Source organism: Spinactinospora alkalitolerans (genome assembly GCF_013408795.1).
GTDB classification, from domain to species: domain Bacteria; phylum Actinomycetota; class Actinomycetes; order Streptosporangiales; family Streptosporangiaceae; genus Spinactinospora; species Spinactinospora alkalitolerans.
This window is the reverse complement of sequence record NZ_JACCCC010000001.1, coordinates 6,477,303-6,490,695: the sequence shown is the minus strand read 5'-3', so window position 1 is coordinate 6,490,695 and position 13,393 is coordinate 6,477,303. Positions and strand designations below refer to the sequence as shown.

Sequence of the window (13,393 nt, the reverse complement as noted above, 5' to 3'; positions counted from 1 at the left end):
CCCTTGTCGACTTCCCGCGTGGCCGTTTTCCCTTGCCGATTCGCCGCGTGGACTCGTCCCCTTGTCGACTTGCCGTGTGGACTCGTCCCCTTGTCGACTCGCCGCATCGACGTGTTCCCTTGTCGACTCGCCGCTAGGGCGAGAGCCATTCGACCAGCAGGATGGTCGCGTCGTCGGTGAGGCGGCTCCGCTGGTGGCCGAGGATGGCGTGGACGAGGCGGCGCAGGGTCTCGGGGGCCGGTTCACCGGCCGCGGTGGCGCGGATGATGAACTCGGTGAAGCTGTCCAGGCCGAACAGTTCACCGTTGTCGGCGCGGGCTTCGGTGACGCCGTCGGTGTAGAGCAGCACGCGGTCGCCGGGTTCGAGGGACACCTCGTGGACGCTGCGGGCCGGCTCGGTGAGGCGCGCGGGAAGGCCGAGGGGTGGCTCCGGGACGCCTTCGAGGGCGTGCTCGATGACGCGCTGCGCCCGGATGAGCAGCGGCGGGGGATGGCCGCAGTTGATCCAGCGCAGGCATCCGGTGGACAGGTCCAGGTGGAGGAAGACGCCGGTGCAGAACCGGTCGGGCAGCCACGTGGCAAGGGCCTGGTCGACGTTGTGGACCATGTCCACCAGGTCGGCGCCGTTGCGGCGGGCGTTGCGGCAGCCGGCCATGGCGACCGACGCGGTCAGGCCGGAGGCGAGGTCGTGCCCCATGGCGTCGAGGATGGCGGCGTGCAGGGTGTCCTTCGTCAGGGAGTGGTCGAATGCGTCCCCGCCGAGTTCGTAGGCCGGCTCCAGGACCGCGGTGCTCACGACCCGCTCGGTGCCGAGGGTGCGCGGCGGCAGGAAGGCCCGGAGCATCTCCGCGGTCAGCCGCATCGACTCGCTGCGCGTCTGCCGGGCGTAGCTGTCGCTGTAGGTCCGCTTGGACGTGATGACCATGGGGAGCAGGGCGGCCAGCATCCGGCAGCGCCGCAGCGTCGACCCGTCCAGCATCGGCGTCCGCACGCCGAGCACCCCGAGGCGCTCCGCGCCGTCGACCAGGGGCAGCCACGCGACCAGCTCGCCTCCGTCGTCGTTGGCCACCTGCAGGGAGACGGTGCGGTAGGACCAGCCCGCCAGGGAGTCGTCGACCCCCAGCACCGGTTCGCCCCGGGACAGCGGCACCAGCAGTCTCTGCTGCAGGTCGACCAGGTGGATGGTGACCCGCTCCAGCCCCAGTGACGTGGCGTAGCGGTCCGCCAGTTGCGGCACGTCCATGGGCGCCGCCGCGTGCGCGTCCATGAGCAGCTCCTCCAGCAGCCGCTCACCGGTGCCGATCGGCATGTCCTCGCCGTTCACCCCCCACCACCCCCGTCACCAGTCTCACACCGTGGCGGCGAATGGCGGAGCCTGCGGAACACGTGTGTCGAATCGCCTGTTGGGATGTTCGGCGCCGCAGGACGGGGGCGGCGCACGCCGACGCCGACTCCTGCGCGTGCGGTGCGACGGCGGCTCGCCGCGGACCGGGGCGCGGGGCCTCCGGTCCGCGCGCGAGGTGCTGACCTGGGCGGCCGGGACCGGTGCCGCTTCGGCTGCGGTCGTCCCGTCTTCCGATGTCGGAATGACAATGGTTATCATGTCATAAAATGAGCCGGAACAACCGATCCCGCCTCACCCTTTCCCGCACTACCCGAGGAGAGTCCCCCGTGTTCGAGCGCGCCAAGAAGGTCACCGCTCCGTTGGCCGGGCTGGTGGTGCCGCTGCTGGCGGTGTCGGCCTGCGGCGGCGCCGATGAGGCCGCCCCGGCCGACGGCGGCGGACTGCGCGTGGTCGCTTCGACCAACGTGTGGGGCGACGTCGTCCGGGCCGTCGGAGGCGACGCCGTCGAGGTGACGTCCATCATCGACGACGTCAACGTCGATCCCCACTCCTACGAGAGCAGCCCCGCTGAGGCCGCCGAGGTCGCAGACGCCGACCTGGTGATCTACAACGGTGGCGGCTACGACGCGTTCATGGAGAACCTGGTCGCCAACACCGACGCCCCGGTGATCCAGGCGGTGCGGACCGCCGAGGACGGCGCGGAGGAGGGCGAGGAGCGCCCGGCCCCGGCGCAGGGCGGCGAAGAGGAGCACGCCGGGCACGAGGACGGCGCCGAGGGCGGCGATCACGCGCACGACGGCGAGGAGCACGGGGACGAGGCCGGGCACGGCGAGGAGCACGGGGACGAGGCCGGGCACGGCGACGAGGGCGGTGACCCGCACGCCGGGCACGACCACTCCGGCAACGAGCACATCTGGTATGACGTCCACGCCGTCCACGACGTCGCCGAGGCCGTCTCCGCCGAGCTCGGCGAGCTGGTCCCCGATCAGGCCGAGGCGATCGACGGCCGCGCCCAGGACCTCGGCTCCGAACTGGAGGGCATCGAGGAGCGGATCGCGGCCGTCTCCGAGGCCCACAGCGGGGACGAGGTGCTGTCCTTCGATCCCATCCCCCAGTACCTGCTGGAGGAGGGCGGCCTCGACGACCTCGCGCCGGAGGAGTTCCTCACCGCGCTGGAGGCGGGCAACGACCCGCCGGCCTCGGCAGTGGCCGACGTGCAGGACCTCATCGACGAGGGCGAGCCGCGGGTCGTCCTGCACAACCCGCAGACCGAGTCGGGGGTCACCCGGCAACTGCGCGAGCGCGCGGAGGGCAACGGCATCCCCGTCGTCGAGATCTCCGAGCTCGTCCCCGCCGACACCGACTACGCGACCTGGATGGGCGGGCAGGTCGACGCCCTCGCGGAGGCGCTCGAATCATGATGACCACCACCGACGACGACACCGCAGCGGCCGCGCCGGTCTCGGAGACGCCCCCGTCGGCGGCCGTGCGCCTGAGGTCGGCGCGGCTGTCCTACGGCGAGCGCGTCCTCTGGGACGGGCTGGACCTGGACGTGCGCCGCGGCGAGTTCGTCGCCGTGCTCGGCCCCAACGGGTCGGGCAAGACCAGCCTGCTGCGGGTGCTGCTCGGGCTGCAGCGGCTCTCGGCCGGAACGGTCGAGGTCGCCGGCGCCCCCGCGCGGCGGGGCGGCAGGGAGATCGGCTACATCCCCCAGCAGCGGGGCTCCGACCCGCTGCTCACCCTGCGGGGGCGCGACCTGGTCGGGCTCGGTCTCGACGGCCACCGGTGGGGCCTGGGACTGCGCGGGCGCGGCGAGCGTCGGCGGCGCGTGGACGCCGCGCTGGAGGCCGTGGGCGCGAGCGAGTACGCCCGGATGCCCGTGGGCCTGCTCTCCGGCGGTGAGCAGCAGCGGCTGCGCGTCGCCCAGGCGCTGGTCGGCGACCCCGCCGTGCTGCTGTGCGACGAGCCTCTGCTGTCGCTGGACCTGGCCCGCCAGCGCATGGTCAGCCGCCTCATCGCCCAGCAGGCGCGCGAGCGCGACGCCGCGGTCGTGTTCGTGACGCACGAGATCAACCCGATCCTCGCCTGGGTGGACCGCGTGCTCTACATCGTGGACGGCCGCTTCCGCATCGGGACCCCCGATGAGGTGATGACGTCGCAGACGCTCTCCGAGCTGTACCGGACCGACGTCGACGTCGTCCGCACCCGCGGCCGCCTCCTCGTCGTCGGCGCCGAGGACGCGGGCTCGGGCGTGCACCACCCGGAAGGTCCGGAGGAGTCGTGACCGCGCTCAACGAGCTGGCCCGCGGGCTGTTCGACGTCCAGCAGACGCTGGACCTGGTGCAGTACCCCTTCGTCCAGCAGGCGCTGCTCGCCTCCCTGGTCCTCGGCCTGGTCGCCGGCGCGCTGACCCCGCTGATCGTGGCCCGGCGCATGGCGTTCGCGGTGCACGGCACCGCCGAGCTCGCCTTCACCGGCGCGGCCGCGGCCCTCCTGCTCGGCGTCGGCGTCGGCCTCGGCGCCATCGTCGGGGCCGTCCTGGCCGCGCTGCTGCTGGGTCTGCTGGGCAACCGCGAGGGCGAGCGCGACTCCGTGATCGGCGCGATCCTGGCCTTCGGGCTCGGCCTGGGCGTGCTCTTCCTCTGGCTCTACCCCGGCCGCGCGGCCAACAAGTTCGGGCTGCTGGTCGGCCAGATCGTCGGGGTCGACACCACCGACGTGCTGCTGCTGGGCGGCGCCGCGCTCGCCGTCCTGCTGGTGCTCGCCGTGGTCTACCGTCCGCTGCTGTTCGCCAGCCTGGACCCGCAGGTGGCCACGGCCCGCGGAGTTCCGGTGCGGTTCCTGGGTCCGCTGTTCGCCGTGCTCGTCGGCGTGGCCACCGCGCTGGGCGTGCAGACGGTCGGGGCGCTGCTCGTCCTCGCCGTGATGGTGACCCCGGGTGCCGCCGCGGCCCGCGTCACGGCGAGCCCGGTCCTGGCGACGCTGCTCGCCGTCGTGTTCGCCGAGGTCGCCCTCGTGGGCGGGATCCTGCTGTCACTGGCGCCGGGCGCCCCGATCAGCGGTTTCGTCACCGCGATCTCCTTCGCCATCTACCTCGCGTGCCGACTCGTCGGGGCGGCGAGGAGCCGGAGCGCGCGGCGCTCCGGGGCCGAGCGGGAGCCGGTCGAGCCCGAGCCCGCTGCGGCCTGACCCCGTCGGCGGGACCGCCGTCCCGGTCCGCCTCCGGACGCGGTGCGCGAAAGGGGTTCGCCGCCCGGAGGAGGGGACCGGTCGCCGCGTCCCCGTGCCGGTCGGCACGGGGACGAACGGCGTCCCCCGGTTTTCCCCGGCCCGGTCCGCATGCGCGCCGCCGTCGGCGGGGATGAATCCCGACTCGGGCGGGCATGCCGATGCCCGCCGGGATAAACCGGAAGAGAGGGCTTTCCGTGCACACCACGTCGGTTTCGCTCAACAACGGCGTCGCCATGCCCTCGTTGGGCTTCGGCACCTGGAGGGTGGGGCGCGGCGCCGTCGAGGCGGCGCTGGCGGCCGGGTACCGCTCCATCGACACCGCCGAGATGTACGGCAACGAGGAGGAGGTCGGCGCGGCGATCGCCGCTTCGGGCGTCGCGCGCGAGGACCTGTTCGTCACGACCAAGGTGTGGAACGACCACCACGGCCACCGGGCGACTCTCGACGCCTTCGACGCCAGCCGCCGCCGGCTGGGGCTCGACGTCGTCGACCTCTACCTCATCCACTGGCCGCAGCCGTCCCTCGGCCTGCACGCCGAGACGTGGCGGGCGCTGGAGGAGTTGTACGCCGACGGCGCGATGCGCGCGATCGGGGTGTCGAACTTCGCCCCGGAGCAGATCGAGGAGCTGATGGCCGGCGCGGAGGTCGTTCCGGCGGTCAACCAGATCGAGCTCAACCCCGGCCGGTCCCGGGTGCGGGAGCGCGCCTTCCACGCCCGGCACGGCATCGCCACCGAGGCGTGGGCGCCCATCGCCAGGGGCGGGCTGCTGGACGACGCCGCGATCACGGCCGTCGCCGAGGAGCACGGCCGGACCCCGGCGCAGGTCATCCTGCGCTGGCACCTTCAGCACGGCGTCATCGCCATCCCGCGCTCGTCCAAGCCCGAGCGCATCGAGCAGAACCTCGCCATCGGGGACTTCGAGCTCGACGAGCGGGAGATGAAGGCCCTGGACGCCCTGGACTCCGACGCGGACCGCTGAGGCTCGCGAAGGTTGCACCCGACCTGAACCGCATGCTCACCGGCGCCCGTCCTCACCGGGCTCCTGCAAGAACTCAGCAAGGCCCCTGGGCCGGGGTTTCGCAACTCCCTGTGATCGAGGGCCACGACCCGGGTCCGCCGTCGGCCGACACGGTGCGGAAGCCGCAGTTGCCGCTGCTGGAGTCGGGGGTGTTGCCGGTCCGCGCGGCGACGCGGTAGCGGTGGCAGTAGGAGTCGTGGCACAGGTAGGAACCGCCCCGCATGGCTCTGGGGCCGTCGTCGCGGCCGGCCGGGCCTTCCGGCCCCGTCGGGTCGCGCCTGGGCGAGCGCGCGTAGTAGCCGGAGTCGAAGCGGTCGGCGCACCACTCCCAGACGTTGCCCGCGACCTCGTGGAGCCCGAACCCGTTCGGCGGGTAGGTGCGCACCGGCGCCGTCGCCAGCCAGCCGTCCTCGCCGGTGTTGCGGTCGGGGAACCGGCCCTGCCAGATGTTGCACCGCCAGGTGTCGCCGGGCGTGAGCTCGTCGCCCCAGGCGTAGCGCCGGCCGGCCGCCCCGCCGCGCGCCGCGTACTCCCATTCGGCCTCGGTGGGCAGCCGGCGGCCCGCCCAGGAGCAGTAGGCGAGGGCGTCGGCCCATGACACGTGCACGACCGGATGGTCGGCCATGTCCGCCAGGTCGCTCAACGGGCCGAACGGGTGCCGCCAGTCAGCGCCCGCCACCTCCAGCCACCAGGGGGCCGAGGGCACCGCGCCGAGGAGGCCGCGCCGGTGCGCCCGCACGGCGAGGTGGAAGACGGCGGAGGAGCCGAACCGCTCGGCGTCGGTGCGGTAGCCGGTGGCGTCGGCGAACAGCGCGAACGCGCGGTTGGTGACCGCCGTGGCGTCGATGCGCATCGGCGCGACCTCGACCTCGTGCACCGGCGTCTCGCCGTCGGCGGGATAGCCCTCCCCGAAGGCGTCGCCCATGGCGAACACCCCGCCCGGCAGGGCGATGTCGTCGTGCGGGAGCGGAGGCCGACCGGAGGGGGCCGGACCGGTGGGTCCGGTGCGCGGGGGCCGGTCCCGCGCCGCGCCGCGGGAGCGTCCGCCGCCCGCGCAGCACGGCGAGGCGCCCTCGTGCCGATCGTCGGTCATCTGGAGGCACGTCTCCTTCCCGTGGGCGGCCCGCCGGGACGCGCCCGGCGGGGATTGACGGCCCTGTGCCCCGAATCATATAAAGACATGCACATAGGTGCTGGTGCACATAAGGGAGAGCGTGAAGCTCGAATACGCACTGCTCGGGCTGCTGTCCAGGCGGCCCTACAGCGGATACGACCTGAGCAAGTGGCTGGAGACCGAGGGTCGGTTCCTCCGGGACAAGGCCCACCACAGCCAGATCTACCGGCTGCTCGGCCGGATGGTGCGCGACGGGTGGGTGGAGTTCGACGTCGACCCGCGCGAGGGCCGCCCGGACGCGAAGGTCTACCGGCTCACCGACCTCGGCCGGACCGCGCTGCTCGACTGGGCGAAGGAGGAGTACCGGCCCTCCAGCCGCTTCCAGCGGTCGGAATTCCTGCTGCGCTTCGCCTTCGCCGGTCCCGTCGCGCCGGAGACCCTGGTGCCGATGGTGCGCACCGAGTTGGCCTACCGCCGCGACCAGGTCGCCCGCAACCGGGACCGCGACCGCACGGTGGCCGTGGTCGACCCCGTTCCCGAGCTGGACGTCCCGCTCACCCAGAAGCTGGCCGACCTGTCGCACGACTACGGCACCCGCGCGGTCGACGTGTGGATCGACTGGCTGGAGCGCGTCCTCGCCCGGCTGGAGGCCCCCTCGGCCGCGGACGCCACCCGCATCGGAGAGGAGCCGCGGGCGTGAAGGCGGTCATGGTCGATGTCCGACAGCCTGAACCGGCGGATGCCGCCGCCGGCCGCGGAGTTCGCCCGGCCCGTGGAGGGACCGAGCGTGTACGCGCCGCTGCGGGGCCTGCTCGACGATCCGCGCACCGAGGCCCTGCTGCGGGAGCGCGTGCCCCGGCTGTTCGACCATCCGGGCTCGTGGACATGGCCGGCGGTCTCTCCCCGTTCCAGCTCGCCGCCATGACGACCGGAATCTTCGGCGCCGACGCGCTGCGCGAGCTCGACCCGCCGCGCTGACCCCGACCTACCGCCCGTTCGCCGCGGACTCGGCCGCCCTCCAGCGCGAGCTCGACCGCCGACGGGCCGGTGCCCTGGGGCGGTGGGCGGCGCGCGCCGCCGCGGTGGCCGCCGAGCGCGCCCGTGTTCCACAATCTGTGGATGGCCCGCTGCCCCGGCAACCGCTCCCTCGACCCCGCGTGGGACGGGACCGGCGACAACGTCTACGGCGTCCTGCCCTCGGGCCCCGCACCGTCGGACGTGGCCGGACGCTTCGCCGGGGCCGGATGGCCGACCAGGCCGGCCTCCTGGTCCTCCTACGAGGTGGAGACCGGCTGGTGCCGCCTGGAAATCGACCGGGACGGCGCCGCCGTCACCCTGCTGAGCGGCGTCGTCGACCCGCGGCGCTTCGACGACCTCGCAGCGCTGCTCACCCGCCTCGATCTGCGCCACGAACTCGAACTCTACGGCGACCGCGGCGCCCTGGTCCGCGAGAGGAAGGGCTGACCGCGCTCTCGAACCCCGGACGCGACCGCGGAGGGCCCGCGCCGCCTCCGTCCGCGGCGGCGCGGGAACCGATCGCGGCCGCCGGGCGGCCGGAGCGGGTCAGGCTCCGCTGAGCAGGGCGTCGACCGCGGGGAACCAGCGGTCGGCGATCTTGCGGTCGCCCGACGCGTCGGGGTGCACCCCGTCGTAGGTGTCCTCGTCGGTGTCGAACCCGGTCCACTGGTCGACGACGACAACGGGGGACCGGTCGGTGCTCTCCGCCGCGGCCCAGGCCGGGATCGCGGCGTTCAGCTCCCGCACGCGCGGGCCGCACTGCGCGCAGCTCCGGGCGGAGTCCATGGGGATGATCTGCGCGACGACGACGTGCATGTCGGGGTTGCTCGCCCGCATCTGCGCCACCAGGGTGCCGTAGGCGTCCAGGATCGTCTCCGTGGGCACGCCGCTCCACACGTCGTTGGTGCCGAAGTGCATGAGCACGACGTCGGGATCGGTGGCCGCCAACCAGTCCACCAGGAGGCCCCGCTCTGCGGCGTCGGTGACGAGCAGCCCGCCGTGGCCCTCGTTGTCGCCGTCGTGCGGGACCCCGCAGCCCTGGGGGCCGAGCGTGCCGACGAAGTCGATCCCGGTGTGGCCGGCCTGCCGGAGGTCGTTCCACAGCAGCGCGCGCCAGCAGCCGGGGGAGCCGGTGATCGAGTCGCCCAGCGGCATGATCCGGACCGTCGAGGTTCCGGCGGGCGGCGCGTCCGTGGACCCGGTGGCCGCCGCGGCCGGGGAGGTGACGGCCGACACTGCGCCGGTGAGCACGGCGGTCAACGCCGGTGACGCGCACGCGCGCAGCGCGGCGCGGACGGACGTGCGGGACATCGGCGACTCCTTGATGCGGGGGCAAAGAGGGCTTGGGAGCGCTCCCACACCAACGTAGCCTCCGCCGAACCGGATGTAAAGGCGCGGACACCGCGAGTCAGACGCGCACGCGGCGGGCGGCACCGGCGAACGCGACCGCTGCGTCCCCGCCCATGGACGCGCCCCGGGCGACCACTTGGGCCTCGTGCCGCGGGCCGCCGACGGCTATGCTCCTGGGAGCGTTACCGAGCGGCACCGACCGGGCTCCGGAGGCACGCGCATGCGCATTCCGTTGACGACGCGGGCGCTCCTTCTCTGCGGCGGTGCATCGGGGCCGCGTTCGTCGCCGCCTTCCTGCTGGCGAGCGAGGGCTTCTCCCAGACCGAGGGCCTGGTCGAGGTCGGCGGCCTCTACCAGCGCGTCTCGGTCACCCTCGGCCTGGCCTGGTTCACCGTGCTCGCCGCCGTCCTGATGCGCGTGGTCCCCGAACCGCGCCGCCCGCAGGACGCGTTCGCTCCGGGGCCGCTGTGAAGCCGACGGCCGTCGACCGACTGCGCGGCCTCCGCGTGGAGTGGATCGCGGTGCTGGACCGGCTCACCGATGCCGACCTGGACGCCATCGCGCCGTTCCCGTGGCGCGGCGACCCCGAGATGACCGTCGCCCACATGGTCGGCTGGGTGAACTCCGAACTGATGAAGAACGCCGCCGAGATCGGCCGGCTCCGACTGCTGCGCACCGCGTCCGCGAGGTGAGGAGATCCGCGCCGCGAGAAAAGGCGTCTTTTTCCCGAATCGCCTGCCGCCGAGGCATTGTGGCCCTAGGATGCGCATCGAGGACGCCCCCCCTGTCGACCAGGAGCCCTGATGACCGACTTCCCCATGGATTCGCGCCCCGGCAATGGCGCCGCGTTCCCGCCGGATCTCGACACCGGTCAGCCGACCGCCGCACGCGTCTACGACGTCATGCTGGACGGCAAGGACAACTTCGCCGTCGACCGCGAGGTCGCGCACGGCAGCCTGGCGGTCATGCCGGAACTGAAGGAGATCGCGGTCCACAACCGCGAGATCCTGCACAGGGCCGTGCGCCACATCGTGGGCGAAGGCGGCATCACCCAGTTCCTCGACCTCGGTTCCGGGCTGCCGACCGTGAAGAACACGCACGAGGTCGCCCAGGAGACCGACCCCGATGCCCGCGTCGTCTACGTCGACATCGACCCGATCGTGCTCGCCCACGGCCGGGCGATCCTCGCCGACAACCCCAACACGACCGTCGTCACCGCCGACATCCGCGATCCCCGGACGCTCCTGGAGAACCCGGAGATCCGCGGGTTCCTCGACCTGGGCAAGCCGATCTGCGTGATGCTCGTCGGAATCCTGCACCACATCCTCGACGAGGAGAACCCCAACGGCATCGTCGCCGCGCTGCGCGACGCGGTGCCCAGCGGGTCCTACTTCTTCATCACCAACTTCACCCGCCTCAGCGACGAACCCGCGAGCATCGACCTGGAGAAGCAGCTCCTGGAGCAGCTCGGCACCGGACGCGTGCGCACCCCGGCGGAGCTCGAACGCTTCTTCGACGGGCTCGACCTGCTCACGCCCGGCATCGTGCCGCTCCCGCTGTGGCGCCCCGACAGGCCCATCACCGACGCCACCTCCACCGCGGTGCGCTTCATGACGGGCGGCGTGGCCAGGAAGCCCTGACCGTCGCCCGCCGGCCGCCCGTTCGGCTCGGTCCAGCTGCCGGACGGCGAGGTTCAGGGCGCCCGCACAGGTCACCCGGAGCGGATACCGGGTTTCGCATTGGCCGGGTGGTGCGCCCGGTGGGGATCGGTTGAGGTCCGGTGACCGGAGGTCGGTCGTGCGGCCTTGCCGCCGGAAGGACCCATAAGTCCAAGATCGCCGCAAGTGTGCCCGGTTCGCCGGCCCCACCGCCGCCCTCGCTGCCGCTCTTCCGCCCAAGACCACTCGCCGCCCGGGAGCGGACAAGGCGGCCGCGAACCCCGTCCTCACCAGGACGGCCCTCCCCGTGGAGGGCCGCCGCTCCCTCGGTCATGGTGTCCGCCCCTTTCGCGGCGTCGTCCCGCCGCCCCCGGTGGACGACTCCACGGAATGTCCAGCCTGCTGGACATCGGGTCGGCCCGTGCGCGGGACCGTCCGCGCAGGCCCCTTCTCCGTAGCGTCGACACCGACCGCAAAGGGGCCCGCCGATCGTCGCGGACCCCCGGCCACCACCGAGAAGCCGCCGTGTCCGACCCGTACCGCTTCGACCCCGCCGCCACCACTCCCGCGCCGACCACCGGCCACCGGCCACCGGCCACCGGCCCGAGTCCGGCGGCCGGATGCTGCGCGCCCTGCTGTGGGGCGTGTTCACCGTCTGCCTCGCCGGGAACGTCGTCTCGTCCCTGATGGGCGCGCCCGTCCTGGTCGACGCCGGCTTCGGCGTGGTCGCCCTCCTCTGCATCACCGTGCTGATCGTCCGGTACGTGAAGGGCCGTCGATGATGCGGCTGCTCCGCTTCGCCGTGCTGCTCGCGCTGCTCGCCGGGGAACTGACCGAGGCCTTCATGATCGTCCTTGATGATCTGACGCCGCCTCAACGAGTCGCGCTCAGACGGCGGACCAGCCGTTGTCCACGGGCAGGATCGCCCCATTGATGTTGCCGGCGGCGTCGGAGGCGAGGAAGACGATGGCGGCGGCCTGTTCGTCCCCCTCGCCGAGCCGACCGATGTTGCGCCCGTAGGAGCCGAGGACCGCGGGGCCGACCGCGCCTTCCGTGACCTCCACGGACATGTTGGTGGCGGTGCCTCCGGGGGCGATGGCGTTGGTGCGGATCCCCTTGTCGCGGTACATGACGGCGAGCGACTTGGTCAGCCCCACGACGCCGTGCTTGGAGGCGGTGTAGGCGGTTCCGGCGGCGCTCCCGCGCAGGGAGGCCTCGGAGGCGGTGAAGACGATGGAGCCCTTTCCGACTTCGAGCATGTGCGGCAGCGCCGCACGGGCGAGGAGGAACGGAGCCGTCAGATTGACGCGGACGACCCGCTCCCACTCGGCGTCGTCGGTGTCGGCGGCGGCGGACATCCGATCCATGATGCCTGCGTTGTTGACCAGGATGTCCAGGCCCCCGAACGTGTCCACCGCGGTCGCCACCACCTCGTCGACGACCCTCTGGTCACTGAGGTCGCCGACGACCACCCGGGCCGTGCCGCCCTCCGCGCCGATCTCCCGGGCGGCGTCCTCGGCGCTCGCGGCGTTGAGATCGGCGATGAGCACCTTGGCTCCCAGGCGGGCGAACCGCAGCGCGGCGGCTCGTCCGATGCCCGATCCGGCGCCGGTGACGATCACGCTGCGCCCTTCAAGGTCGCCGATGTCCATGTCGTGCTCCTTCTGCTCAACGGGCGAACGCGGGCGCGGAGCTCCGTCTTCCACCGGGAACCCCACCCTTTAATGACACTTGATGCCACAGTGGCATAGAGAGCCATAATAAGGGTATCGGCCTACGCTGGGCTCGGGAAAGGCCCTGACTGCAAGGCCCGGTGCAGGCCCTGAGTGCTACGGCTGGAGAATGAGCGAGATGCGAAGAGCGGCGGGGGCCGACGGTCCCCCGGCGGGCAGGCCGCCGCTGAGTGAACGCCGCAAGGCCGCCACCCGCAGGGAGATCGCCCTCGAAGCGGTGCGGCTGTTCGCGGACAAGGGGCTGGCGGCGACGACGGGCGAGGAGATCGCCCGGGCCGCGGGGATCTCGCCCCGCACGCTCTGGCGCTACTTCGCCGCGAAGGAGCAGTGCGCGGAACCGCTACTGACAGCGGGCCTGGATGCGATGGCGCGGCTGCTGCGGGAGTGGCCGGCCGACCGCCCGCTGCTCGCCGCGTTCGACGACGTCGAGTGGTGCGCCGCTTTCGAGACCGAGGACACCGCCATCCTGCGCGAACTGGTCTGCCTCGCCCGCAGCGAACCCGCCTTGCGTCTGGTCTGGTTCAAGGTCCATCAGGACGCCGAGGAGGTCTTCGCGGAGATCATCGCCCGGCGCACCGGACGGTCCGCCGACGATCTGGAACCGAGAACGCAGGCCGCCATGCTGAACGGGGCGCTGCGCATCGCCGCGGAGGAGTGGGCCCGGCGGCCCGAGGAGAGCGGGGAGTTTCCGCGCAGCACCGTCGTACGCCGGACCCTGCGGACCGCGGCGACCGGACTGTCCCTGTGACACACCACGGCCACCGGCCGGCCGCACTACAGCCGGGGACCATCCCCGCCCGCGCGGATGACGTCGTCATTCGCCGGGAGGCGACGTCGGCTCACGCACACGGAACCGCGCCGCTCGGGATACTGCTGTGGTGAGCACCGCGCCCGAGCCGCCCGAGATGGACATCCATGCCCGGATC

15 protein-coding genes are annotated in these 13,393 nt (G+C 72.9%); 11 read left to right on the top strand and 4 right to left on the bottom strand.

All coding sequences use genetic code 11. From position 1 onward, the window contains the following. Positions 1-133 precede the first annotated feature (133 nt). A complete protein-coding gene (locus HDA32_RS29130; protein WP_376767004.1) occupies positions 134-1,324 on the bottom strand; it encodes a PP2C family protein-serine/threonine phosphatase in 1,191 nt (396 codons plus the stop codon). 347 nt (positions 1,325-1,671) lie between these two features. Between HDA32_RS29130 and HDA32_RS29125 the strand changes: the two genes are divergently transcribed. From HDA32_RS29125 to HDA32_RS29110, 4 genes are all read left to right on the top strand, one after another. Further along, positions 1,672-2,766: a metal ABC transporter solute-binding protein, Zn/Mn family gene (locus HDA32_RS29125; RefSeq protein WP_179646193.1), complete on the top strand. Its 1,095-nt coding sequence runs from the start codon at positions 1,672-1,674 to the stop codon at positions 2,764-2,766. Next, on the top strand, positions 2,763-3,629 hold the full coding sequence (locus HDA32_RS29120) for a metal ABC transporter ATP-binding protein (protein WP_246334535.1): 867 nt from the start codon (positions 2,763-2,765) through the stop codon (positions 3,627-3,629). Before HDA32_RS29125 ends, HDA32_RS29120 begins: the two co-directional genes overlap by 4 nt. Further along, entirely contained in the window at positions 3,626-4,534 is a 909-nt protein-coding gene (locus HDA32_RS29115) for a metal ABC transporter permease (RefSeq protein ID WP_218882646.1), read from the top strand. The genes HDA32_RS29120 and HDA32_RS29115 overlap by 4 nt, the downstream gene beginning before the upstream one ends. Positions 4,535-4,770: 236 nt before the next feature. After that, a complete protein-coding gene (locus HDA32_RS29110) occupies positions 4,771-5,556 on the top strand; it encodes an aldo/keto reductase (protein ID WP_312863374.1) in 786 nt (261 codons plus the stop codon). 73 nt (positions 5,557-5,629) lie between these two features. Here the strand turns inward: HDA32_RS29110 and HDA32_RS29105 are convergent, their stop codons facing one another. Then, entirely contained in the window at positions 5,630-6,688 is a 1,059-nt protein-coding gene (locus HDA32_RS29105; RefSeq protein WP_179646191.1) for a formylglycine-generating enzyme family protein, read from the bottom strand. 121 nt (positions 6,689-6,809) lie between these two features. On the opposite strand from HDA32_RS29105, the gene HDA32_RS29100 reads away from it, so the two are divergent. From HDA32_RS29100 to HDA32_RS29090, 3 genes are all read left to right on the top strand, one after another. After that, positions 6,810-7,409 (top strand): PadR family transcriptional regulator, encoded by a 600-nt coding sequence (locus tag HDA32_RS29100; protein ID WP_179646190.1) that lies wholly within the window; start codon positions 6,810-6,812, stop codon positions 7,407-7,409. A gap of 15 nt (positions 7,410-7,424) precedes the next feature. Further along, complete coding sequence (locus HDA32_RS29095) at positions 7,425-7,634, top strand: hypothetical protein (RefSeq protein ID WP_179646189.1); 210 nt, start codon at positions 7,425-7,427, stop codon at positions 7,632-7,634. A gap of 194 nt (positions 7,635-7,828) precedes the next feature. Next, entirely contained in the window at positions 7,829-8,173 is a 345-nt protein-coding gene (locus HDA32_RS29090) for a hypothetical protein (RefSeq protein ID WP_179646188.1), read from the top strand. Between the two features lie 99 nt (positions 8,174-8,272). Here the strand turns inward: HDA32_RS29090 and HDA32_RS29085 are convergent, their stop codons facing one another. Then, on the bottom strand, positions 8,273-9,037 hold the full coding sequence (locus HDA32_RS29085; protein ID WP_179646187.1) for an SGNH/GDSL hydrolase family protein: 765 nt from the start codon (positions 9,035-9,037) through the stop codon (positions 8,273-8,275). A 302-nt stretch (positions 9,038-9,339) separates the two neighbouring features. On the opposite strand from HDA32_RS29085, the gene HDA32_RS32205 reads away from it, so the two are divergent. From HDA32_RS32205 to HDA32_RS29070, 3 genes are all read left to right on the top strand, one after another. Then, positions 9,340-9,768, top strand: coding sequence for a DinB family protein (locus HDA32_RS32205; RefSeq protein WP_179646186.1), 429 nt, complete (start codon positions 9,340-9,342; stop codon positions 9,766-9,768). A 111-nt stretch (positions 9,769-9,879) separates the two neighbouring features. Next, positions 9,880-10,716, top strand: a complete 837-nt coding sequence (locus tag HDA32_RS29075; RefSeq protein WP_179646185.1) for an SAM-dependent methyltransferase — start codon at positions 9,880-9,882, stop codon at positions 10,714-10,716. Positions 10,717-11,354: 638 nt separating this feature from the next. Continuing rightward, positions 11,355-11,516 (top strand): hypothetical protein, encoded by a 162-nt coding sequence (locus HDA32_RS29070; protein ID WP_179646184.1) that lies wholly within the window; start codon positions 11,355-11,357, stop codon positions 11,514-11,516. A gap of 105 nt (positions 11,517-11,621) precedes the next feature. Here the strand turns inward: HDA32_RS29070 and HDA32_RS29065 are convergent, their stop codons facing one another. After that, positions 11,622-12,386 carry an SDR family NAD(P)-dependent oxidoreductase gene (locus HDA32_RS29065; RefSeq protein ID WP_179646183.1) on the bottom strand — a complete coding sequence of 255 codons (765 nt, stop codon included), beginning with the start codon at positions 12,384-12,386 and terminating at the stop codon, positions 11,622-11,624. A gap of 190 nt (positions 12,387-12,576) precedes the next feature. On the opposite strand from HDA32_RS29065, the gene HDA32_RS29060 reads away from it, so the two are divergent. Then, positions 12,577-13,215, top strand: a complete 639-nt coding sequence (locus HDA32_RS29060) for a TetR/AcrR family transcriptional regulator (protein WP_246334533.1) — start codon at positions 12,577-12,579, stop codon at positions 13,213-13,215. The last annotated feature ends 178 nt before the right edge of the window (positions 13,216-13,393 follow it).

Excerpts from the sequence above, each read along its gene's own strand:
- HDA32_RS29120 (WP_246334535.1), top strand. The coding sequence starts at position 2,763 with ATGATGACCACCACCGACGACGACACCGCAGCGGCCGCGCCGGTCTCG.
- HDA32_RS29105 (WP_179646191.1), bottom strand. The coding sequence starts at position 6,688 with ATGACCGACGATCGGCACGAGGGCGCCTCGCCGTGCTGCGCGGGCGGC.
- HDA32_RS29095 (WP_179646189.1), top strand. The coding sequence starts at position 7,425 with ATGTCCGACAGCCTGAACCGGCGGATGCCGCCGCCGGCCGCGGAGTTC.
- HDA32_RS29090 (WP_179646188.1), top strand. The coding sequence starts at position 7,829 with ATGGCCCGCTGCCCCGGCAACCGCTCCCTCGACCCCGCGTGGGACGGG.
- HDA32_RS29085 (WP_179646187.1), bottom strand. The coding sequence starts at position 9,037 with ATGTCCCGCACGTCCGTCCGCGCCGCGCTGCGCGCGTGCGCGTCACCG.
- HDA32_RS29075 (WP_179646185.1), top strand. The coding sequence starts at position 9,880 with ATGACCGACTTCCCCATGGATTCGCGCCCCGGCAATGGCGCCGCGTTC.
- HDA32_RS29070 (WP_179646184.1), top strand. The coding sequence starts at position 11,355 with ATGCTGCGCGCCCTGCTGTGGGGCGTGTTCACCGTCTGCCTCGCCGGG.
- HDA32_RS29065 (WP_179646183.1), bottom strand. The coding sequence starts at position 12,386 with ATGGACATCGGCGACCTTGAAGGGCGCAGCGTGATCGTCACCGGCGCC.
- HDA32_RS29060 (WP_246334533.1), top strand. The coding sequence starts at position 12,577 with ATGAGCGAGATGCGAAGAGCGGCGGGGGCCGACGGTCCCCCGGCGGGC.